Origin of the sequence: Ollibium composti (assembly GCF_004801285.1) — a bacterium.
In the GTDB taxonomy this organism is placed as follows: domain Bacteria; phylum Pseudomonadota; class Alphaproteobacteria; order Rhizobiales; family Rhizobiaceae; genus Mesorhizobium; species Mesorhizobium composti.
On the sequence record NZ_SSNY01000003.1, the window covers coordinates 218,613 to 239,570 of the forward strand.

24 protein-coding genes and 1 tRNA gene are annotated in these 20,958 nt (G+C 64.8%); 12 read left to right on the top strand and 13 right to left on the bottom strand.

Going from position 1 to position 20,958, the window contains the following annotated elements; genetic code table 11:
- Positions 1 to 72 precede the first annotated feature (72 nt).
- Positions 73 to 882, top strand: a complete 810-nt coding sequence (gene blaOXA, locus E6C48_RS06945; protein WP_136355450.1) for a class D beta-lactamase — start codon at positions 73 to 75, stop codon at positions 880 to 882.
- Positions 883 to 897: 15 nt separating this feature from the next.
- Here the strand turns inward: blaOXA and E6C48_RS06950 are convergent, their stop codons facing one another.
- Positions 898 to 1,152: a hypothetical protein gene (locus E6C48_RS06950; RefSeq protein WP_136355453.1), complete on the bottom strand. Its 255-nt coding sequence runs from the start codon at positions 1,150 to 1,152 to the stop codon at positions 898 to 900.
- Positions 1,153 to 1,276: 124 nt separating this feature from the next.
- Entirely contained in the window at positions 1,277 to 2,380 is a 1,104-nt protein-coding gene (locus E6C48_RS06955) for an NADH:flavin oxidoreductase/NADH oxidase (protein ID WP_136355455.1), read from the bottom strand.
- A gap of 181 nt (positions 2,381 to 2,561) precedes the next feature.
- On the opposite strand from E6C48_RS06955, the gene E6C48_RS06960 reads away from it, so the two are divergent.
- The gene (locus E6C48_RS06960; RefSeq protein ID WP_136355458.1) at positions 2,562 to 3,053 is read left to right on the top strand and encodes a hypothetical protein; all 492 of its coding nucleotides are present in this window, start codon (positions 2,562 to 2,564) and stop codon (positions 3,051 to 3,053) included.
- A gap of 141 nt (positions 3,054 to 3,194) precedes the next feature.
- Here the strand turns inward: E6C48_RS06960 and E6C48_RS06965 are convergent, their stop codons facing one another.
- Entirely contained in the window at positions 3,195 to 3,752 is a 558-nt protein-coding gene (locus E6C48_RS06965) for an OmpA family protein (protein ID WP_136355460.1), read from the bottom strand.
- Positions 3,753 to 3,879: 127 nt separating this feature from the next.
- On the opposite strand from E6C48_RS06965, the gene E6C48_RS06970 reads away from it, so the two are divergent.
- Positions 3,880 to 3,964 (top strand) — tRNA-Leu (locus tag E6C48_RS06970).
- 194 nt (positions 3,965 to 4,158) lie between these two features.
- Here E6C48_RS06970 and E6C48_RS06975 read toward each other — a convergent pair.
- Positions 4,159 to 5,007, bottom strand: coding sequence for an alpha/beta fold hydrolase (locus E6C48_RS06975; protein WP_136355462.1), 849 nt, complete (start codon positions 5,005 to 5,007; stop codon positions 4,159 to 4,161).
- 152 nt (positions 5,008 to 5,159) lie between these two features.
- Here E6C48_RS06975 and ade point away from each other — a divergent pair, with 152 nt between their 5' ends.
- On the top strand, positions 5,160 to 6,926 hold the full coding sequence (gene ade, locus E6C48_RS06980; protein ID WP_136355464.1) for an adenine deaminase: 1,767 nt from the start codon (positions 5,160 to 5,162) through the stop codon (positions 6,924 to 6,926).
- Between the two features lie 120 nt (positions 6,927 to 7,046).
- On the opposite strand, the gene E6C48_RS06985 is transcribed toward ade, so the two are convergent.
- Both E6C48_RS06985 and E6C48_RS06990 read right to left on the bottom strand, forming a co-directional pair.
- Positions 7,047 to 8,210, bottom strand: coding sequence for an alpha/beta hydrolase (locus E6C48_RS06985; RefSeq protein WP_136355466.1), 1,164 nt, complete (start codon positions 8,208 to 8,210; stop codon positions 7,047 to 7,049).
- A gap of 82 nt (positions 8,211 to 8,292) precedes the next feature.
- Entirely contained in the window at positions 8,293 to 9,396 is a 1,104-nt protein-coding gene (locus tag E6C48_RS06990; RefSeq protein ID WP_407940963.1) for an alpha/beta hydrolase, read from the bottom strand.
- A gap of 243 nt (positions 9,397 to 9,639) precedes the next feature.
- Between E6C48_RS06990 and ilvA the strand changes: the two genes are divergently transcribed.
- Together ilvA and E6C48_RS07000 are read left to right on the top strand one after the other, a co-directional pair.
- On the top strand, positions 9,640 to 10,851 hold the full coding sequence (ilvA, locus tag E6C48_RS06995) for a threonine ammonia-lyase IlvA (protein ID WP_407940964.1): 1,212 nt from the start codon (positions 9,640 to 9,642) through the stop codon (positions 10,849 to 10,851).
- Entirely contained in the window at positions 10,848 to 11,402 is a 555-nt protein-coding gene (locus E6C48_RS07000) for a DUF1697 domain-containing protein (protein WP_136355471.1), read from the top strand. Before ilvA ends, E6C48_RS07000 begins: the two co-directional genes overlap by 4 nt.
- A gap of 4 nt (positions 11,403 to 11,406) precedes the next feature.
- On the opposite strand, the gene E6C48_RS07005 is transcribed toward E6C48_RS07000, so the two are convergent.
- Positions 11,407 to 11,697 (bottom strand): DUF2218 domain-containing protein, encoded by a 291-nt coding sequence (locus E6C48_RS07005; protein ID WP_136355473.1) that lies wholly within the window; start codon positions 11,695 to 11,697, stop codon positions 11,407 to 11,409.
- Between the two features lie 17 nt (positions 11,698 to 11,714).
- On the bottom strand, positions 11,715 to 12,155 hold the full coding sequence (locus tag E6C48_RS07010; protein WP_136355475.1) for a VOC family protein: 441 nt from the start codon (positions 12,153 to 12,155) through the stop codon (positions 11,715 to 11,717).
- Positions 12,156 to 12,397: 242 nt separating this feature from the next.
- Between E6C48_RS07010 and E6C48_RS07015 the strand changes: the two genes are divergently transcribed.
- From E6C48_RS07015 to E6C48_RS07025, 3 genes are all read left to right on the top strand, one after another.
- Entirely contained in the window at positions 12,398 to 12,964 is a 567-nt protein-coding gene (locus tag E6C48_RS07015; protein ID WP_407940959.1) for a cold-shock protein, read from the top strand.
- A gap of 194 nt (positions 12,965 to 13,158) precedes the next feature.
- Positions 13,159 to 13,731: a DUF192 domain-containing protein gene (locus tag E6C48_RS07020; RefSeq protein WP_136355479.1), complete on the top strand. Its 573-nt coding sequence runs from the start codon at positions 13,159 to 13,161 to the stop codon at positions 13,729 to 13,731.
- Positions 13,732 to 13,748: 17 nt separating this feature from the next.
- Positions 13,749 to 14,516 carry an alpha/beta fold hydrolase gene (locus tag E6C48_RS07025; protein WP_168734478.1) on the top strand — a complete coding sequence of 256 codons (768 nt, stop codon included), beginning with the start codon at positions 13,749 to 13,751 and terminating at the stop codon, positions 14,514 to 14,516.
- A gap of 74 nt (positions 14,517 to 14,590) precedes the next feature.
- On the opposite strand, the gene E6C48_RS07030 is transcribed toward E6C48_RS07025, so the two are convergent.
- Positions 14,591 to 15,196 (bottom strand): HD domain-containing protein, encoded by a 606-nt coding sequence (locus tag E6C48_RS07030; RefSeq protein ID WP_136355484.1) that lies wholly within the window; start codon positions 15,194 to 15,196, stop codon positions 14,591 to 14,593.
- A complete protein-coding gene (locus tag E6C48_RS07035) occupies positions 15,193 to 15,954 on the bottom strand; it encodes an enoyl-CoA hydratase-related protein (RefSeq protein ID WP_230978684.1) in 762 nt (253 codons plus the stop codon). The genes E6C48_RS07030 and E6C48_RS07035 overlap by 4 nt, the downstream gene beginning before the upstream one ends.
- Before the next feature lie 141 nt (positions 15,955 to 16,095).
- On the opposite strand from E6C48_RS07035, the gene cysE reads away from it, so the two are divergent.
- Both cysE and E6C48_RS07045 read left to right on the top strand, forming a co-directional pair.
- Positions 16,096 to 16,944, top strand: a complete 849-nt coding sequence (cysE, locus tag E6C48_RS07040; RefSeq protein WP_136355488.1) for a serine O-acetyltransferase — start codon at positions 16,096 to 16,098, stop codon at positions 16,942 to 16,944.
- Positions 16,945 to 17,091: 147 nt separating this feature from the next.
- The gene (locus E6C48_RS07045; RefSeq protein WP_129415718.1) at positions 17,092 to 17,295 is read left to right on the top strand and encodes a DUF3126 family protein; all 204 of its coding nucleotides are present in this window, start codon (positions 17,092 to 17,094) and stop codon (positions 17,293 to 17,295) included.
- A 23-nt stretch (positions 17,296 to 17,318) separates the two neighbouring features.
- Here the strand turns inward: E6C48_RS07045 and E6C48_RS07050 are convergent, their stop codons facing one another.
- Complete coding sequence (locus E6C48_RS07050) at positions 17,319 to 18,056, bottom strand: hypothetical protein (protein ID WP_136355490.1); 738 nt, start codon at positions 18,054 to 18,056, stop codon at positions 17,319 to 17,321.
- 184 nt (positions 18,057 to 18,240) lie between these two features.
- Between E6C48_RS07050 and E6C48_RS07055 the strand changes: the two genes are divergently transcribed.
- Positions 18,241 to 18,768 (top strand): gamma carbonic anhydrase family protein, encoded by a 528-nt coding sequence (locus E6C48_RS07055; RefSeq protein ID WP_136355493.1) that lies wholly within the window; start codon positions 18,241 to 18,243, stop codon positions 18,766 to 18,768.
- 29 nt (positions 18,769 to 18,797) lie between these two features.
- Here E6C48_RS07055 and E6C48_RS07060 read toward each other — a convergent pair whose 3' ends face one another.
- Both E6C48_RS07060 and E6C48_RS07065 read right to left on the bottom strand, forming a co-directional pair.
- A complete protein-coding gene (locus E6C48_RS07060) occupies positions 18,798 to 19,922 on the bottom strand; it encodes a helix-turn-helix transcriptional regulator (RefSeq protein WP_136355495.1) in 1,125 nt (374 codons plus the stop codon).
- 268 nt (positions 19,923 to 20,190) lie between these two features.
- Positions 20,191 to 20,799 (bottom strand): transglutaminase-like cysteine peptidase, encoded by a 609-nt coding sequence (locus E6C48_RS07065; RefSeq protein WP_136355498.1) that lies wholly within the window; start codon positions 20,797 to 20,799, stop codon positions 20,191 to 20,193.
- Between the last annotated feature and the right edge of the window lie 159 nt (positions 20,800 to 20,958).

Genomic DNA, 20,958 nt, shown 5'->3' on the forward strand with positions numbered 1-20,958 from the left:
CACGGTAATCCTTGCGTAACGCCGCCGCGATAGCCAGTGCTTGCGGGCAGACGTTTTGCAGCGAGGACGGCGATGAGAGCATGGATATGGGCGGCCTTCGCGGTGACCGCCGTGATGGGACATGCAGGCGCCGTGCAGGCGGCGACCGTCTGCACCATCCTGGCCGATGCGGCGACCGGCGACAGGCTGGTGGCCGAAGGCGATTGCGACCGGCGCGTCACCCCGGCGTCGACCTTCAAGATCGCCATCGCCCTGATGGGCTACGACGACGGCTTCCTCAAGGACGAGCACAGCCCGAAACTGCCCTTCAAGAAGGGTTATCCCTCATGGGTTGCGGCCTGGAAGGCCGATCAGGACCCGATGTCGTGGATCGCCAATTCCGTCGTCTGGTATTCGCAGCAGGTGACGCAGCATCTGGGCGTCGAGAAATTCGACCGCTACATCCGGGCCTTTGGTTACGGCAACCGGGACGGCTCCGGCGATCCGGGCAAGGACAACGGGTTGACGCGGGCTTGGCTGTCGTCGTCGCTGAAGATTTCACCGGCCGAGCAGATCGAGTTCCTGCGGGCGCTGACGACGGGCAAACTGCCGGTGTCGCGCCACGCGCTCGACATGACCGCCGCCGTCACCGCCCTTGGCAAGCTGCCCGGAGGCTGGGACCTGCACGGCAAGACCGGAACCGGCCCCTTCCGCAAGGCGGATGGCAAGCCCGACCAGAACCACACCTATGGCTGGTTCGTCGGCTGGGCGGTGCGCGACGGCCGGACGGTCGTTTTCGCCCGCCTTGTCGAGGAAAAGGGCAAGCGCGTCACCATGACGGCTGGCCGCTCGACCCGCGACGCCATGATCAGGGAACTGCCATCCCTGTTGCCCGCCCGCTAAGCCAACCGGCTTCCGTCAGCCGTTTTCGGCGTCGTCCGCGATCTCGGTCTGCGGCCGGTCGCGGCCGTCGGCCAGTTCCTCGTGCCATTTGCCCTGGGCGTCTTCGTACTGGATGCCGTCGGTGGTGCCGGCCACCTGCTGCTCGGCAGAGGCGTTTTCGGCGGCCCGCCGCGCTTCCTCGTGGCTCCGGAAGGTTTCGGAGAAGGTCGAGCCGACCTTGTAGGCCCAGCCTCCGTCATGCTCGACGATCGTGTAGGTCAGTTTCGCCATAAGACGTCTCCGAGGGTACAATATTGCGGTCGCGCTGCCAAACGGGGCGCGTTCCGTGCCAAACGCGAAGCACGGAAAATGGTTGCCTGCCGGCGCCGGCCCGAGGCGGCGGACATACTATGCGTCAACCTGCCTTCTTCATCCAGTGCTGCATGGTGGTCACCGCGCGCACCAGTTGCGGTGCCGCATGGACCGGCTCACCAAGCATTGCCGCCGCGCGCCAGCCCCAGCGCGGATCGGCAAGGAAAGCACGCGCCAGCGCCACCATGTCGGCACGGCCGTCGGCGACGATGGCGTTCGCTTCCAGCGGATCGTCGATCAGTCCGACGGCGCGGACGGGAATGTCCGCGCCCTTGCGGATCGCCTCGGCCAGATGCACCTGGTAGCCGGGGCCGGAGGGAAGTTTCTGGTGCGGCGAATTTCCGCCGGAAGAACAGCAGATATAAGCGACGCCTTCCGCTTTCAGCGCCTTCGCCACCTCGATCGCCTCGTCGACATCGAAGCCACCGTCCACCCATTCCTTCACCGAAAGCCGCGCCCCCAGCATCAGCTTCGGCGCGGCCTTGCGCACGGCGCGCGATATCTCGACCGCGAAGCGCATGCGGTTTTCAAGGCTGCCACCCCAGCGGTCGGTGCGCCGGTTGGAGATCGGCGACAGGAACTGGAAGATCAGGTAGCCGTGAGCGGCGTGCAGTTCGATGAAGTCGAAGCCGGCGCGCTCGGCCCGCAGGGCGGCGTCCGCGAACCGCTCGATCAACCGGACGATCTCTTCTTCTTCCAGCGCGTGCGGCGGGTGCCATCCCTGATCGTAGGGGATCGCCGAGGCTGAGACCGTCTGCCACGGGTCCTGGTTCGGCCCGAGCGGTCCGCCGCCTTCCCAAGGCCGCTGGCAGGAGGCTTTGCGACCGGCATGGGCGAGCTGCGTGCCGAACTTCGTGCCCGGCTGCGCCACCCGGCGCGCCGCATCCAGCGCGCGCTTCGCCGCCGCTTCGTTATGGTCCGAATAAAGGCCGAGGCAGCCGTGGCTGATGCGGCCGCGCCGTTCCACGTCGGTCATCTCGACGGTGACCGTGCCGGCGCCCGACAGCGCATAGCTCATCCATTGGTGGAGATGCCAGTCGGTGGCCGAGCCGTCGTCGGCCGAATACTGGCACATCGGCGCCACCGCGATGCGGTTGGGGACGGTCATCCCGCCAAGCGTGATGGGCTGGAAAAGCGGTGCGGTCATGAAAAACTCCGGCGGATCGTGCAGGTGGCGGGATCGTCGAGCCTATGTAGGGGCATCTGCGGCGTGACGCCAGAGATGGGCCTGCCGGTCGCAGGCCGGCCCATTTGTGCGACGTGATGGAACCGCCAGCCGCGCCAGCCATTTGTTTCCCACGCCGGCCGACCAAAGGGAGAACAAGGCGATGCCGAAACTCAGCAATGCAAGCCCCGAGCGGATCGAGCGGCTGCGCGCCGATGCCAGCGCCATGTTCGGACCGGTCCTGCTCGGCGAGGCGCTACGCCGCCTGTGCAAGACCCACGGCAGCGGCTGCCTCGACGAATTCGAGAAATCAATGGCCGACCGCATCGAGGCCATGCGGGCCGAGACGCCGGATTTCGGCGACATGAAGGAACTAGCCATCGAGCAGCTGTTCGCCGTGGTCAAGGAAGTTCGCACGCATCCCGACAACAAGCAGCCGCTTGAAGATCCGGCCGCGCGCCGGACGTCCGGTCGTTCGGAAGAGAATGAGACGCTGGAGGAGCAGCTTCAGTCCGGCCTCGAGGACACTTTCCCGGCAAGCGATCCGCCGGCCGTCGTGTCCACCGCCATTCCAGGCGGCGCCAAGGACAAGCAGCCGACCGGCGTCGAGGAGCATCTGCGCCGGCAGCGCGAAGCCGCCAAGCGCGCAAGTTGAGCGTGGCAGCCACCGGGCAAGCCGGTGGCTGCGATCACGCCTAGAGCGAGGTGCCGTTTCGCTGAATCGGCACCTCGCTCTAACCTCTTGTTTTGACGCATGATGTTTTCCGAAAAGTCTGCAACTTTTCGGCATCATGCTTTAGCGGAGGAATTCGTCGATCCGGCGGATGGTGACGCGACGGTTGCGCCAATCCTCGTAAGGCGTATCGACCAAAAGATAATCTTCGCCGTAACCCACCGCCTCGAGCGTGCGGGAGGGAATGCCGAACTCCGACACCAGCAGACGTTTCAGCGAGGCGGCCCGCCGCTCGGAAAGCGCCTGGTTGGATTCGCGCGATCCGACCGCGTCCGTATGGCCTTCGATGAGGAAGCGCGCCCTGCGGCGGCGGCGCGTGATCTGGTCGAAGGCACGCGCGATCTCCCGCACCTTGCGAAACTCCGAGCGCGGTATCTCTGCCGAGCCGAACTCGAAGTTGATGGCCTGGATATCGATCGAGGGGGCTGCACGGCGCAGGTCCGGCCGGCGGCGGAATTCCTGGATGGTGACGCGCTCTTCCGGCCGTACGCGCCTGCGCGGCTCGACGTCCAGCCGGCGCATGATCTGGTCGGAGGTGGGCGCGCTGCGGCTTTGCGCGAAGGCAAGGCCGGGCGTGGCGAGCAATGCGGCGATGCCGGTCAGGACGTGGCGACGATCCATCGTGATCTCCTTGGTCGTTTGTTCCGGCCGCCTGTTTGCCCGCCGCAACCTGAAGATTGGCTGAACGAACCTGACAGCCAAAAACATCGATTGACGAAAACGGCCAAAGCCTCGACAAGCGGGCCAAGCGGACGTGGTGGAACTGGTAGACACAAGGGACTTAAAATCCCTCGGGCTTGCCCGTACGGGTTCGATTCCCGTCGTCCGCACCAGTCTTCGCGGTCACCGTGCAGCGAGAATTTCGGTAAAGCGGGAGCGCGAAACGGCTGGCGGGCTCGCCCCTCTGAGCCCCGAGCCGCGCGCCGGCTGAAATGTCCCGCGCCCCCTCTGTATCTTTACGGGACAACGGCGGAAGCTTCCAACGAAACGAAAACTTAACCTTAGCGGCTAAGGTTAATTCTCCGGCTCACTTGGCGTCGATGAAGTCCAGCACCGCCTGATTGTATTCGTCCGGTGCCTGCAGCATGGCGAAATGGCTGGCATTGGGCAGGATGATCTCCTTCGCGCCGGGGATGACGGAGGCCATGTAATCCGTGTGCTTGCGCAGGATTGCCTCGTCGTGGTCGCCGGCAACGACGGCGATCGGCGTGGTGATTTTGGCCAGCTCCTCCTTCGACCAGTTGGGCTGCGTCTCCCACATCTTCGAGATTTGGCCGACGAAGGCATCGTACTGGTCCGGCGTCTTGGACAATTTCTTGTAGTCGCGGCCGGAGCGGTCGATGTAGGCGGCGAACGTCTTGTTGGTCAAAACGCCGGGATCGACGCCGTCGGTGGTGACGTTGGCGGCCTGCGCGAACACCTTCGTCAGCCGCTCTGGATGGTGCAGGGCGATGTCGATGCCGATGATGCCGCCGTCGCTCCAGCCGACGAGTGCCGTCTTGTCGATCTTGAGATGGTCGAGCAAAGCGAGATAGTCGGAGGCCATGAGGTCGTAGCCGAAGGGCTCCTCGGTGCGTGTCGAGCGCCCGTGGCCGCGTGAATCGGCGATGATGACCTTGTGCGTTTTTGAAAGCGTGGCGACCTGGCTGGCCCAGATGTCGGCGTGGCCGAGGCCGCCGTGGATGAGCAGCACAGGATCGCCCTTGCCGAACACGGCGTAGTACATCTCGATGCCGTTGACCGGCGCATAGCCGCTCTCGTCGGCCTTCGGCATCGGCGCGGGTTCCGGCAGGGTCTGCCAGCGTTCCTCGGCGCCGGCGAGGCCGGGCAGGACGAACAGGGCAAGGACGGACAGCAAAAGGGACAGGCGGGTCATGGCGAACTCCCTCGATGTACGCGGAATGAACCGCCTTCCGCCGCTGAAAGTCAACAAAGCCAACTGGTCAAATCCGTTGCGGCTTGGCAGAGTCACCGCGAAGATTCTTCAGAAACGGTGACGCTGTGAAAAAACCAAGGCCATGGGCGGAGATGGCGACGGAGCTGGTGGATGTGGCGACCGGCCGCAAGCCGGCCGACCTCGTCGTGCGGGGTGGCCGCTGGGTGAACGTCTATTCCGGCGAGATCGTGCCGGATACCGACATCGCGATTTCCGGCGGCCGCTTCGCCTATTGCGGGCCGGATGCCAGCCACACCATCGGCGAAAGGACCAAGGTGGTCGAGGCGCAAGGGCGCTATCTGGTGCCCGGCCTGTGCGACGCGCACATGCACGTCGAGAGCGGCATGGTGACGGTGACCGAGTTCTGCCGGGCGGTGATCCCGCATGGCACCACCTCCATGTTCATCGACCCGCACGAGATCGCCAACGTGCTCGGCCTTCCCGGTGTCCGGCTGATGCACGACGAGGCGCTGGCGATGCCGATCAATGTCCATGTGCAGATGCCGTCCTGCGTGCCCTCCGCGCCGGGGCTGGAGAATCCCGGCGCCGTCTTGACGGTGAAGGACGTCGAGGAGGCGATGGGCTGGGAAAACATCATCGGCCTGGGCGAGGTGATGAATTTCCCCGGCGTCGCCGCCAACGATCCGGTGATGGCGGGCGAGATCGCCGCCACCATGCGCGCTGGCCGCACCGTCGGTGGCCACTATGCCTCGCCCGATCTCGGCCCTGCCTTCCACGGCTATGTGGCCGGCGGCCCGGAAGACGACCATGAAGGCACGCGCGCCGAGGACGCCATCGCCCGCGTCCGCCAGGGCATGCGAGCAATGCTCAGGCTGGGGTCCGCCTGGTACGACGTCGCTGCGCAGGTCAAGGCGGTGACGGAGAGCGGGCTCGATCCGCGTAACTTCATCCTGTGCACAGACGACAGCCATTCCGGCACGCTGGTCGAGGAAGGCCACATGGACCGTGTCGTGCGCCACGCCATCCGCCAGGGCTTGAAGCCGGTGACGGCGATCCAGATGGCGACGCTGAACACCGCCCAGCATTTCAGGCTTGAACGCGAACTGGGCTCCATCGCGCCCGGCCGGCTGGCCGATTTCCTGATCGTCTCCGACCTCGCCGAAATGGTCATCGACGACGTCTATGCGCGCGGCGTGCTGCTGGCGAGCAAGGGAAGATTGGCAATCGATATCCCCGCCTATGATTACCCGGCTTCGGCGAAGAACACGGTGCGGCTGGGCAAGACGCTGGCAGCGGCCGATTTCGATATCGCTGCACCCGCCGGCGCCAACGAGGCGCGGGTGCGCGTCATCGGCGTCATCGAGAATCAGGCGCCGACCAGGGCGCTGGAGGCGGACCTGGCCGTAGAAAACGGGCAGGTGGCGATGGATCGCGCCAACGACGTCTGCCAGATCGCGCTGGTCGAGCGCCATCGCGGCACCGGCGGCGTCACCAACGCCTTCGTTTCCGGCTTCGGTTACACCCAGGATTGCGCCATCGCCTCCTCGGTGGCCCATGACAGCCACCATATCATCGTCGTCGGCACCAACAAGCAGGATATGGCGCTGGCCGCCAATCGGCTGGCCGAGGTGGGCGGCGGCGTCGTGCTTTACTCGAAGGGCAGGGAACTGGCGCTGGTCGAAATGCCGATCGCCGGCCTGATGTCGGACGAGCGCGCCGAGATCGTCGCCGCCAAGGCACACAGACTGGTCGAAGCCATGCGCTCGGTCGGCTGCACCCTGAACAACGCCTATATGCAGCACTCGCTGCTGGCGCTGGTCGTCATTCCCGAACTGCGCATTTCCGATATCGGTCTGGTGGATGTGCGGACGTTCGAGAAGGTGGAGCTGTTTGTGTAGGGCAATAAGGCGCCAGGGCAATAGGGCAGTAAGGGAATAGGGCAGTAAGGGAATAGGGGAGTAGGAAAAGAGAAGAACCGGATTTCCCCTATTCCCCTATTCCCTTACTGCCCTGCTACCTTATTCTCCCCCCGTCGCCACCGACAGCACCTTGAACGGCGTTGTGATGATGATCTGGGCGACCGAGCCGACCGCCTGGCCGAGGCCGTTGCCGAGTTGCTCGATCGGCTGACCGGGCAGGGGCGCGCCGGTGGCGAGTGCGGCGGGCGTTTTCAGCTGGTCCCCGAGCAACTGCACCAGCATCGGGTTGTCGGCGAACTTGGCGTGGTTGAGCCGGTCGGCGCCCTTGGTGTTGGTAAGGTCGGCGACGACGACACCGTATTGCGCGAGGTCGGCGGCGTCGCCGTAGTCGCCGACGCGTGGCTTGTCGCCGGAGATGAAGCCGGAAAGCTTCAGCGCCCGGTCGTCGCCGGAAAGCAGGATGGCGAAGGGCTTGTCCGGCTTGCCGTAGCGCATCATCTGTTTCTTGAACACGTCGACGTCGATGTCGGGCGAGGCCAGCACCACGTAGCCGAGCTTGTCGTCGAGGTCGCGGTTGCCTTCGATGGCCAGCTGGCGCAACGCCTCCATCGTCACCCATGTGCCCATCGAGTGGGCGACGATATCGATGCTTTTGGCCTTGGTGCGGGCCAGCATCTTCAGCGTCGCCTCAAGGTCGTCGCGGGCGGCGTTGGCGCTTTCCTTGTCGTAGACATAGCCGGTGATCTTGCCGGCCGACGCCCAGGAAAACAGCACCGGCGTGCCCTTGTAGCCGGTGTCGTGGGCGATCTGGGTTATGCGGTAGACGCCGTCGTCGAAGCCGTTGTTGAAGCCGTGCACGAACACCAGCACCCGGTCGCCGCGCCGGGCGATGTCGGCGCCCACCGCCTTCTGGAACTGGCCGGCATCACCGTAGAGGGTGACGCGCGAAGCGGAAAAATCCTTGGCCGGGTCGCTGGGGGCCGATCCTCTGGCCCGCTCGATGGCGCCGACCTTGTGGACCTTCGGCACCGTCATCTCGACCTCGGCGAAGTTTGAGGTCAGCGAGCGGTCGCCGTCGAACACCTGGCGCGGCTGTTTGGTTGCTTTCTGGCGCGTGGTGACGACGAAGATGTCGTGCGTCGCGGCGATCGCCGATGCCGGCGCCTCGACCGCCGTCTTGTTCAGGAGGTCATGCGTGTTGCGGCCGGCGCAGCCGGTGGCCAGCAGCGCGAGTGCGACGATGAAAGCGGTCTTTCCCTGCACCGGCGCGGACCTCGCTGGCGAACGCGACACATGACGACCCTGCCTGCATAAAGCCGACCGCCTCTCCGGTCCAGCCCGCAGGCTACATTGCGCCCGGGCTGGCCTGCTGGTTCAGCTGGATGATGCGGTCGGTCACTTCGCGGTCGCTGGCATAGCCGTCATCCTGTCTCAACCGCTTGCCGAGCAGCGTCACCAGGTCCGGATTGTCGGCGAACTTGGTGTGGTTGAACCTGTCGCCGGCCTTGGCGCCGGACATGTCCACCACCGTCACGCCATAGCTGGTGAGGTCGGTGGCGGCGTTCTTGTAGTCGCCGACGCGCGGCTGCGAGCCGGCGATCATGCTGGACAGGCGCAGCGCGCGGTCGTCGTCGGAGAGCAGCACGATGAACGGCTTGTCCGGCTTGCCGTAGCGCTGCATCTGGCTCTTGAACACGTCGACGTCGATGTCGGGCGAGGCGAGCACCACATCGCCGAGCTTGCCGCCGAGATTGCGGTTGCCCTCGATGGCAAGCTGGCGCAGCGCTTCCATCGTCACCCATGTGCCCATCGAATGCGCCACGAGGTCGATGCGGCGCGCACCCGACTGCGCCAGCAGCCGCAGCGTCGCCTCGAGCTGGTCGCGTGCCGCGGCCGCACTTTCCTTGTCGTAGACATAGCCTGTCGTGCTGGCGCCCGAGGCCCAGGAAAACAGAACCGGCGTGCCGGGATAGCCGGAATCGTGAACAATCTGCGTGAGGCGGTAGACGGCATCGTCGAAGCCGGTGTTGTAGCCGTGGACGAACACCATGACGCGCCCGCCGCGCGCGGCGATGTCGGTGTTCAGCGCCGACTGGAACTTGGCCGCGCTGTCGTAACCGGTAGCCTGCGAGGCCATGAAATATTTCGACGGATCGTCGGACTTGCCGCGGCTCTTGCGCTCGATCTTGCCGGTCTCGTGGCTTTTCGGCACGGTGATGTTGACGCGCGCGAAGCTGAGCAGCGCCGACCGCTCGCCGTCGAACACCTTGTTGGGATCGTCCGAGCGCTTGCGCGTGGTGGCGATGAAGATGGCGTGGTTGCCGGAAATGTCGGCGATCGAGGCCGTCACCACGGCGCTGCCCAGCAACTCCTCCGGCTTGTGGCCGGCGCAGCCGGCGACAAGGACCGCAAGCACGGCGGCAAGAAGCGTTTTCGGCAGCACTTTCAAGTCCACTTCACTCCGCCATCGGCGCCAGTCCGCGGCTCAAACCCTGATATTTTCGTAAAAAATCTCCCCACAGGGCAAGTGCGGCCAAAGTAAGTCGAGGTCAGCCGAAATCGGCCGGGATGTGAGCGCCGGCGGCAGACTGTTGCGCAAAAGTCCGAATGGCGTCAGGAACGCGGTTTCGGTTCTACAGGGGAGATTGCCGTGACCAGCTTCGCCGAAAAGGTTTCCAGCGCGGCTGCCGCCATGCGCGAGCTTTTCCCCGAGACGCCGTTGCAGGAAAATCCCTACCTGTCGCGCAAATACGGGGCGCGGATCCTGTTGAAGCGCGAGGACCTGACCCCGGTGCGCTCCTACAAGATCAGGGGAGCCTTCAATTTCTTCCGCAAGGCGCTGGCCGCCGGCAACAAGGCCGAGCTTTTCGTCTGCGCCTCGGCCGGCAACCACGCTCAGGGCTTTGCCTATGTCTGCCGCCATTTCGGCAAGAAGGGCGTGGTGTTCATGCCCGTCACCACGCCGCAGCAGAAGATCGACAAGACGCGCCTGTTCGGCGGCGATTTCGTCGAGATCCGTCTGGTCGGCGACTTCTTCGACGACTGCTACCGCGCGGCCCTGGAATTCACCGCCGAAAGCGGCGCGCACATGGTGCCGCCCTTCGACCACAAGGACATCATCGAGGGACAGGCGACGGTCGCCCATGAGATCGCCGGGCAGATCAGCACCCGCATGCCCGACATCCTCATGCTGCCGGTCGGCGGCGGCGGGCTGGCGGCGGGCATTTCGCATTATTTCGCCGAGCAGGCCAGGGAGTGCCGCTATGTCTTTTGCGAGCCGGCCGGTGCGCCGAGCCTGAAGGAGAGCCTCGGCGCCGGCCGCCGCGTCAAGCTTGCCAAAGTCGACAACTTCGTCGACGGCGCGGCGGTGGCCGAGATCGGCCGTGAACCGCTGCGCTTCCTCAAGGATTTTCCTGCCGATGCGGTGCGGCTGGTGCCGGAAAACCGGCTTTGCGCCACGATGATCGAGATGCTCAATGTCGAGGGCGTGGTGCTGGAGCCCGCCGGCGCGCTGGCCATCGATGCACTGAAGGATTTTGCCAGGAAGGAGATCAGGGGCAAGACGATCGTCTGCGTCGTCTCCGGCGGCAATTTCGACTTCGAGCGGCTGCCGGACGTGAAGGAGCGGGCGCTGCGCTTCGAAGGCCTGAAGAAGTATTTCGTCATCCGCTTCCCGCAGCGGCCGGGCGCCTTGCGCGATTTCCTCGAAATGCTGGGGCCGGATGACGACATCGCCCGCTTCGAGTACCTGAAGAAGTCGGCGCGCAATTTCGGCTCGGTGCTGATCGGCATCGAGACGAAGGAACGCCGCAATTTCGACCTCCTGACCGCACGTTTCGATGCCAATGGCGTGCAGTATCAGGACATTACCGACAATGAGACGCTGGCGGGCTTCATCATATGACGGCGAGGGGGAAGATTTTCGTCGCGTTGTTTTCCGGCATCAATGTCGGCGGCAACCGTATCGTCAAAATGGCCGAATTGCGCGCCTTCTTCGAGGCGCTCGGCTTCACCGCCGTGCAAAGCTATGTGCAGAGCGGCAACGTCGTCTTCCGGGCGGACGAAGGCGACGCCGCTGAACTGGCCGGGACGATCGAGGACGCTTTCGAGACGAAATGGGGCTTCCGCTCGCGCATCATGGTGCGGGACGCCGACTGGCTGGCGCGCCGCGTCGCCGAGAACCCGTATCCCGAAGTCGCCGACGAGCCGAAGAAGCTCCACCTCTATACGCTGGAGCGCCAGCCGACCGAAGAGGAAGAGAAACGGCTGGCGGACAAATGCACCGGCCCGGAGCATTTCACCGTCAAGGGTGACGCCTTCTACCTCAAGGCGCCGAACGGGCTCGGCCATTCCGAATTCGCCAACCTGATCCCACGCACGCTGAAAGTGCCCGGCACGGCACGCAACTGGCGTACCGTGCTGACGCTGCTGGAAATGGCGAAGGCGGCGGGATAGGCGCTCAGCCGGCGTCGCGCTTCCAGTCGAAGACGAGCTCCTCGCGGAAGGCGAAACGCTTGATGTGGTCGGCCACCACCGTCTCCAGTCGCTCCAATGCTTCGGCGTCCTGTGCCGTCACGGCGATGTGCAGCGCTTCCGCATCGGCATCCATCACGGTGCGGCCCAGCGAAAGCTCGATCGTGCCGTGAGTTGGATCGAACGCGACCGGAAACTTGTGCGCCCAGTGCTTGCACAACTGCTGGAGATATTTGCTGGCCTGTCCGGTGACGACGTCGGCGCGGCTGGTCGGCATGGTCTTTCCTCTCGGGCCTACCAGGCGCCGGTGTTCGCCATCGAGGCCCATGGCTCGGCCGGCGCCTTGGGCTGGCCCTTTTGCAGGAGTTCGATGGAGATGCCGTCCGGCGAGCGGATGAAGGCCATATGGCCGTCGCGCGGCGGCCGGTTGATGGTGACGCCGCTGTCCATCAGGCGCTGGCACAGCGCGTAAATGTCGTCCACTTCATAGGCGAGGTGACCGAAATTGCGGCCGCCCTTGTACTCTTCCGGATCCCAGTTGTAAGTCAGCTCCACCAGCGGCGCGTGTTCGGCGCGGCCGCTTTGCTCGTCCTCCGGCGCGGCGAGGAAGATCAGCGTGAAGCGCCCTTTGTCGTTCTCGATGCGCCGCACCTCCTTGAGGCCGAACTTGTTGCAGTAGAAGTCGAGCGAGGCATCGATGTCGGCGACACGGACCATCGTGTGCAGGTAGCGCATAGGTATCTCCGGAATTGTGGCTGGCGGTTCGGAACGCAACATAGGGTGGGTGTATTGGGGCGGCAACCGCCAAGTATTCGCTGCTCGAAATGACAGCAAAACCGGCAACCGCAAACGAGCCGTGAAAAAAGCCCGTGCAGGTCTTGCACACCCCGGAAGCGCAAGTGTTAATCTGGCGTCAAGAATCAGTTTGCTGCACTGACGAAGAAAGGGGGCGCTCAATGGGGGAAAAGGCCTCTTGGATGGGGCAGGATGCGACAGCGGTGGGACACGACGAAGCCGGCGAGGGCGCCGATCTTCAGGAGGTCTCCGGCGCAATCAAGTGGTTCGATGTCGCCAAGGGATATGGCTTCATCCTGCCCGACGACGGCGTCACCGGCGATATCCTCCTTCATGTCACCTGTCTGCGGCGCGACGGCTTCCAGACCGCGCTTGAGGGCGCGCGGGTGGTTTGCCTTGTGCGCAAGGGGGAGCGCGGCCTGCAGGCCTTCCGCGTCCTGTCGATGGATATCACCACCGCCGTCCATCCCGCCGAGATGCAGGAACAGCGCACGCACGTCACCGTCACGCCCGAGAGTGGGCTGGAGCGGGCGCTGGTCAAGTGGTTCAACCGCACCAAGGGCTTCGGCTTCCTGACGCGCGGCGAAGGCACCGAGGACATTTTCGTTCACATGGAGACGCTGCGCCGCTACGGCGTCACCGAGTTGCGGCCGGGACAGGTGGTGCTGGTGCGCTTCGGCCGTGGCGACAAGGGGCTGATGGCTGCCGAGATCCATCCGGACGTCGGGACTTTGCCTGTCGCGCACTGAGCGGATGGCGAAGCGATGCAGAGGGGCCGCGCTTGCGCGGCCTTTGTTTTGCCGGCCGTCACCGTGGCAAGGGTCGCCGGCTTGGCTTTGCCGTGGCCGCATGCTTGATGGGCATGCCACGTTTCCGGCCCTTTCCGTGCCGATAAGGGGCCGAGGGCCGGGAAGATGATTGGACGAAAGAGCAGGACCTTGCGATGGCGCGTTTTGGCTGGCTGAAGGCACCGGCGCTCTGCCTGGGAGCGGTCCTTGCTTTGATGGCGTTGCTGCGGCCCACATGGTCCGGGCCGGCCGAAGGCCAGCCGATGATCCTGCCGGTCGATCCTGCGCCGCTGGTGGCGGTCACAAGCCGGGGTGAGCGCCCGTTCACCATCGAGATCGCCGACGATTCGGGCAAGCGGCAGGCCGGCCTGATGTTCCGGCAGGAGATGGCGGACGACCACGGAATGCTGTTCGTCTTCGAGGCCACCCAGCCGGTTGGTTTCTGGATGAGGAATACGCCGATGCCGCTCGACCTGATCTTCATCGGTCAGGACGGCCGCATCAAGGCCATCCGTCAGGGCGAGCCATTCTCGGAGGCCGTCATCTCGCCGGACGAACCGGTGCGCTTCGTCTTGGAACTGAAATCCGGCACGGCTGAAAAGAACGGGATCGCCGACGGTGATCTGGTCAGGCATCCGGCCATCGCGGCCGCTCCCGTTCCCGGCGAGCCGCCGCCCGACAACGGTGATGCGCCGAACGTCAATGATGGGCAGGGCACCGCGAAATGACGGTTCAGGACACGACGCTGCAATTCTTCCGCCACGACGGCTTCGATCTGGCCTATCTGGACCGCCGGCCGGCGTCCGGCGCCGGCGATCCGGTGCTGATGATCCACGGCTTCGCCTCCAGCCACTATGTCAACTGGGTAGCGCCCGGCTGGTTCAAGACGCTCAACGACGCCGGCTACCGGGCGATCGCGCTCGACAATCGCGGCCACGGTTCGACATCCAAGAGCTACGAGGCTTCCGACTATACACCGGCGCGCATGGCTGGCGACGCGGCCGCACTTCTCGACCATCTCGGCATCGGGCGGGCGCACGTCATGGGCTATTCCATGGGCGCGCGCGTTTCCGCCTTCATGGCGCTGTCCGATCCCGACAAGGTCGCGACGCTGGTGCTGGGCGGATTGGGCATCGGGCTGGTCGACGGCGTCGGCGACTGGGACCCGATCGGCGAGGCGCTGCTGGCCGAGGATGCGGCCAGCATCACCCATGCGCGCGGGAAGACCTTTCGGGCGTTCGCCGACCAGACGCGCAGCGACCGCCGCGCGCTCGCCGCCTGCATTATCGGCTCGCGCGACGAACTGACCGAGGACCAGGTGGCGCTGATCGCCCAGCCGACGCTGATCGCCGTCGGCACGAAGGACGACATCGCCGGCTCGGCCGAGGAACTGGCAGCACTTATGCCGAACGCCACCGCCTTCGCCATCGAAGGGCGCGACCACATGCTGTCGGTCGGCGACAGGAGCTTCAAGCAGCGCGTGCTGGAGTTCTATGCGGAGAATGCGCTGTAGGGCGCACGTTGTTTATTCCGTCCGGGCTTTGGTGCCTCGGATTTGAAGCTCTGAAAGGGGTGCAGATAAAGCCGCTACAGAGGCTGCCTCGCCAGCCTCTCAACCGACCGCGCCATGTTCTCCCGCGCCTGCGCCTCGAACCGGCCCCGGAATTCCGGCGTATGGAAAATATGCGGACGGGCGAGGAAGTTGTTCAGCACCGCGCCGCGCCCGGCCCGCCACGCCGGCTCGTCGACCCAGTCGTATTCGCTTCGCACCGCCTGTTCGTAGGCATCGAAGACATCCGGCTCGGCGCCCAGGATGGACAGGTCCATGTCGAGTAACAGGGCGGCGTCGCGAACATGGCCCGGATCGGCGAGGGCAGGGACCTCGTGCGTGGCCGTCGCCTCGATCATTGTGGCGATGCGGTCGATCCGCGTTCCGTCCGTTCGCCCAGCGAGCTTTTGCCGGGCAAGGCCGGCGCTCTGTGCCTCGTTGTCCTTGGCCCGGCTGTCGTAGATGGCGTCGTGGAACCAGATCGCTGCTTCCACCGCCTCCGGATCGGACAGGGCAGTGCGGTATTCGGCCGCCAGCGCCAGCAGCGCCTCGATGTGGGCAAGGCCGTGATAGTGGCGCCCGGCCGCGCGATAGAGATCGGCAAGCTCCGCCTTCAGCGCGATATCGAGCAGCGGCGTGCTCATCGGCCGGAAAACCGCGGCTGGCGTTTCTCGCGGAAGGCGGCGCGGCCTTCGGCGTAGTCGGCGCTCTCGAAGGTCCGCGCGCCGGCTACCCGCGCCGCTTCCGCATCGGCGGCGGTGCCGCTCAGCGTGGCGCGGATGGAAAGCTTGGAAGCCAGAACCGAAAGCGGCGCATTGGCGGCGATCGAGGCCGCGATGCTTGAAGCGCGGGCCTCCAGTTCGTCCGTTGGCACGATCTCCAGGATCAACCCGGCCGCCAGTGCCGTCTTCGCATCGATGCGGGCGCCGGTGAATGTGAGGTAGCGCGCCATCTGCGGCCCCGCCGCCGCGACGATGTCCTGCATGGCGTCTTGCGGATAGGCCAGCCCCAGCCGCGCCGCCGGCACCGAAAACAGCGCGTCGGGCGCGGCGATCCTCAAATCGGCGGCTGCCGCGAGGCCGAAACCGCCGCCGAAGCAGACGCCGCGGATCGCCGCGATCACCGGCACGCGCGCGTTGCGCACCGCCGCGAAAGCGGCGGAGTTGGCCGTCTCGTAGGCCTCGGCGTTGCCGGCGCCGCGCAGCGTGTCGAATTCCGCGATATCGGCCCCGGCGGAGAAATCGCTGCCGGCACCCGTAAGCACGATTGCACGTGTTTCAGCGGAGGCGGAGAGGGTCTCGAAAAGCCGGGAAAGCTCCAGCCAAAGCGCGTGGCTGATGGCGTTCTTGCGGCGTGGTCGGTTGAGCGTCACCGTGGCGACGCCGCCGGCCATACGAACCATCAAGGGTTCCTGTTCCATTGCCGGTTGATTTTGCGTCATCACAAACCACTTGAAGACAGGATAAGGAAAATTCAGTTCACGCCTGTTATCATCTGGCTTATATCAGCGGCCGGATAAGGCAAGCGGCAGCGGAGGCCTTCGATGAACAGCATGACCATGGCCCGCCCGAACGGGCTCCAGCAGGCCGATCCGATCTGGCGCTCGGTCCGCGACGAGGCGATGACCACGGTGGAGCGCGACCCGCTGCTGGCGGCGTTCCTCTATTCCACCATCCTCAACCAGGACAGCCTGGAAGAAGCGGTGATCCATCGGCTGGCCGAACGGCTGGCGCATGAGGACGTCGGCGCCGACCTGATCCGCCAGACCTTCAAGGCGATGCTGGTTGACGACCCGAACTGGTCGTCCGTGGTGCGTGTCGACATCCAGGCCTATTACGACCGCGATCCGGCCTGCGACCGCTTCATCATGCCGGTGCTCTACTTCAAGGGCTTCCATGCCATCCAGACGCACCGCCTGGCGCATTGGCTGTGGAACAAGGGCCGGCAGGATTTCGCGCTCTATCTGCAAAGCCGCTCCTCCTCGGTCTTCCAGACCGATATCAATCCGGCCGCGCGCATCGGCAAGGGCATCTTCCTCGATCATGCCACCGGCCTCGTCGTCGGCCAGACGGCGGTGATCGAGGACGACGTGTCGATCCTGCACGGCGTGACGCTGGGCGGTACCGGCAAGGCAGGCGGCGACCGCCATCCGAAGATCCGCCACGGCGTGCTGATCGGGGCAGGGGCCAAGATCCTCGGCAACATCGAAATCGGCCATTGCTCGAAGATCGCCGCAGGCTCCGTCGTGCTCTCGGCCGTGCCGCACAACAAGACGGTGGCCGGCGTGCCGGCCCGCGTGGTCGGCGAGACCGGCTGCGACCAGCCGTCGCGCCAGATGGACCAGCTTCTGCCGTCGCAGACGATGGACCAAGTCGTCTCCTTCGATATCTGACTGGGCGCGCATCCCTGCGCCGATATCTTGTCTCCGCGCGGTCGAGGCATAGATGCCTTTACAGCGCCGCAGTCGGCGTGCCAGAAGCCGGCGAGCCAAGCGCGGCGCCGATTGCGCCGTCGCCAGCCGTCCAACCGGAGAAAACCGTTGAAGCCTGACGAAATCCGAAAGCTCGACGCCTATTTCAAGCGCGTCTTCCAGAACCCCAAGCTGGAAGTGAAGGCACGTCCGCGCAAGGAGGATTCGGCCGAACTCTATATCGGCGACGAATTCCTCGGCCTCGTCTACAAGGACGAGGAAGAAGGGGACTACAATTTCTCGATGGCGATCCTCGACATCGACCTCGGCTGAGCCAGCCCGCCCGGCGCAGCCTTTCAGCGCGCCGTCTTGAGGATGCGTCCGGTCTCGGTCGCGATCGCCGCGTCGAGCTTGCGCCAATCGGCCAGCAAGCTCTGCGGAAAGCGGTAGGTGAGGCTGAGCGCATTGCCGACATGAACGTCGCGCTCGCAGGGCGCCAGCGATTGCTCGGCGGTGGGACCGCTCAGGCAACGGGCGACGAACGGCTCCTGTCCCGCTCTTGCCGCGACCGCCAGCACTTCGTTCACATAGCCCGACTGCTCGGTGAAGTCGTAGAGCGTCGTGCCGCCCGGCCCGGGCTTGCCGGGCCGGACAATGAGGTTCTTGTAGATCGGCTCGAAGCGGCCGCTCATGTCACGCGACATCATGCGGGGCTCGAAGGAGACGAAGACGATCGTCCTGCGTCCGCCGACGTCGTTGAAGTCGTCGCGGGCGGCCGTGCTGTAGCCATCCATCTGCGGATAGCGGAAATAAAGGTCGAGCCGCGAGGCGATGCCGTCGCGCCGGGCACGGTCGAAACGGATGACGTTGGCCGGTACGCTGACGACGTCGTTGCCGATGACGACCTCATGTACCGTCGTATCGTCCGTATAACCCGCCTTGATGATCGAGCGGCCCAGCCATTTGCCGCCGAAACTGATGACGAGCGACAAGAGCGCCAGGGCCGCGAAGGCGTAGAACACCTTCATCATCAGCGACGAATCGATCACCCGCAACTGCGGGCTGTCGACGGTTGCGGCGTTGTTGGCGGTCATTCCCGTTCTCTGTGCCGATGCGCGGCGCGCGATTTTCGCAGGCTGCAATCTGCCGCGACTGTGCGGGCGTTATGGTAAACGGGCGGTAAACGTGGCGCGGCGTGTCGTCGGCGGGATTGAAATGGTGCCGGATACGGCACAGAAAGAATGAGAGCCCACGAAGCCGACGACCATTGGAGGAGAAATGCCGCTCTATGAACTGGAAGGGAAGGCGCCCCGCCTGATCGATGCCGACAGCAACTGGATCGCTCCGGATGCGTCGGTGATCGGCGATGTCGAGCTTGGCCGCAATGTCGGCGTCTGGTTCGGCGTCGTGATCCGAGGCGACAACGACCCCATCGTCATCGGCGACGACACCAATGTCCAGGAACATACCGTCATGCACACCGACGAGGGTTTTCCGCTGACGATCGGAGCCGGCTGTACCATCGGTCACCGCGCCATGCTGCATGGCTGCACGATCGGCGACAACAGCCTGATCGGCATGGGCGCCATCGTGCTGAACGGCGCCAAGATCGGCAAAAACTCGCTCGTTGGCGCTGGCGCGCTGGTTACCGAAGGCAAGGAATTTCCCGACAATTCGCTGATCGTCGGGGTGCCGGCCAAAGCGATCCGTACGCTTGACGAGGCTGCCGTCGGGCGTCTTCGCGCTTCGGCCGCGCATTACGTCGTGAACGCCCGCCGCTTCAAGGCCGGGCTGAAACGAGCCTGAATTGTTGGATTTTTACGCCGGCCCAGCCATCAGCCGCGAATCGGCAGCGACGTCGTGGCGGCGAGAAGCTGAAGCAGTTCGGTCTGGCGCGAGGTCGCTGTCTTGGCGAAGATGCTCTTGAGTTGCGCGCGCACGGTTTCCTGCGAGACGCGGAAGGCCACGGCGCAGTCCTGAACGCTCATGCCGCCGAGCAGCGCGCGCGCGACGCGATCCTCCGCCGGGGAAAGGTCGAACAGGCCGCCGAGAATGTCGGCGTGCGGCGCCGGCGCCGGCACCAGCGGCGTGACGATGGCTAGGGCTACGGTGCGGGCGAAGACGTCGTGCGCCATGCGCCTGATCGGCACCAGATGCAGGATAGCGGCCCGTCCGTGTTCGACAGTTGGCAAGGGGATGGAGGCCACGCCGCCGGTATCCTTGCGGGCCATCCGCGCGAGACTGTCGGCGAGCAGGACATCGGCGGTCGGACTGGTCAGGTAGATGCGGTCGCGCGCCCGGATGCCGACCTGACCCTCGAGCGTATCGAGGAGATCGTTCTTGGCGATCACGCGCCCGTCGGCGTCGACGGCGGCGGCCGGGAGGCCGAGCCTGCGCATCGTCTCGGTGGCGTTCTGCGCCTCCTGCAAATGCAGCCGTGCAGCAAGCAGGCCGGCACGGGCAAGATGCGGCCGGAAGCCGTCGAGCAGTTTCAGGGCCGGGCTCTCGTAGGGGCCACGCTCGATCCGCCGGTCGAAGATGACGCCGACCTGATCGCCGGACGGAATGGAAATGTAGGTGCTGGCAGTCCAGCCGACCCCTGCCGGCAGCAGAATTTCCAGATTGATGATGTCGGTGGCCATTTCCGCTTCCGTCATCACGTCCAGATCAGTCATGAAGCCTGCGTAGCGCTTGGCCAGGTTTCTTTGCGGACGGGTGTTGTACTTCTCGTAGCCGCCTTCGATGTAGCGTTCCATCAGCGGCACGGCGAAGTCGGAGGCAACCCAGTTTCCCGTGCGATTTCCGTCCAGCGTGGTCAGCAGGCCGCCTTCGGCGTCGGCCATCCCGGCGAGTTTCTCAAGTATCGCGGGCCAGCGCTCCGGAACGAACGGAGCCTCGTAGATTTCGTCGATGATCGCCGCTGTGTTGTCGTTGTCCGCCATCGAATCGATGCCGGACATCAATGCACCCGACATTCTCCACCGTCTGCCCGTGGGAAGTCTAACGCATGTATCGCGAAAGTGGGAACCGGTTTCGGGGAAAAGACAGGCGCAAAGTCAAAAAACCGGGGCATCCGAAGTGAAGCGGGGATCGCAACGTGTTCCGGCCCGCTTTCGGCATCCGTCAGGTTGCAAAAAAGTGGAGCCGGCCCGGGGACGGGGCCGGCTCCTTAACCCGGTCGTTGGGGACGGGGAGGGTGGGGACTCGACCGGGTATTCCTGGCGCGTCCTATTGAACGCTGGCGACCGCGTCGGCGCGGCCGTCGTTGATGGTGACCCAGACACCGGAATTCTGTGTCGACTGGCGCTTGAGGTAGGTGTAGTCGGTGTCGGTCCAGGCCAGCACGCGCCCTTCCAGATTGTCGAGGATGAATTCGCCCAGACTGGTGCGCACGGTCAGCACCGCGTGGCCGTCGCCGTTCGGCTGGCGTGCTACCGTCATCAGGAGATCGCCTGCCGGCACGCCCGCCTGCATCAGCCGGCGGCGCTTTTCCAGCGCATAGTCCTCGCAATCGCCGAAGCCGCTGGTGGGATAGGACCAGACCTCTTCCTTGCCCCACATTTCCATGTCGGTGCGCGGCTGGACTTCCGTGTTCACGGCGTTGTTGACCGCCACGATCGTCGCCCACAGATTGCGCGACAGTTCGACCGGACCCTGTTTCGGCGTGCGCTGCCGGCATTCGGCCGGCAGTTGCTGGCAGAATTGATAGTGGCCGACCGGCTGGGTCGTGCGGCCTCCCGTGTGCATGAAGCTTGCATCGGCATTGGCGGCAGTGGCCCACCCGGCGGCCTGCATCGCCATTGCCAGAAGCAACAGCTTTCCCCTTGTCCCGAACATTGTTGTCGTCTCCCCTGTTGAGGAGACAATGACACGACCGGATTTATTTGACGCAAAAGTGCGAAGAAGATATTGAGTAAAACGAATGTCGGATTAGAATAGATTTTGAATTATATAAGAATAAAATGATCGAAAAATTGTCCTGATTTTTGAAAGAGT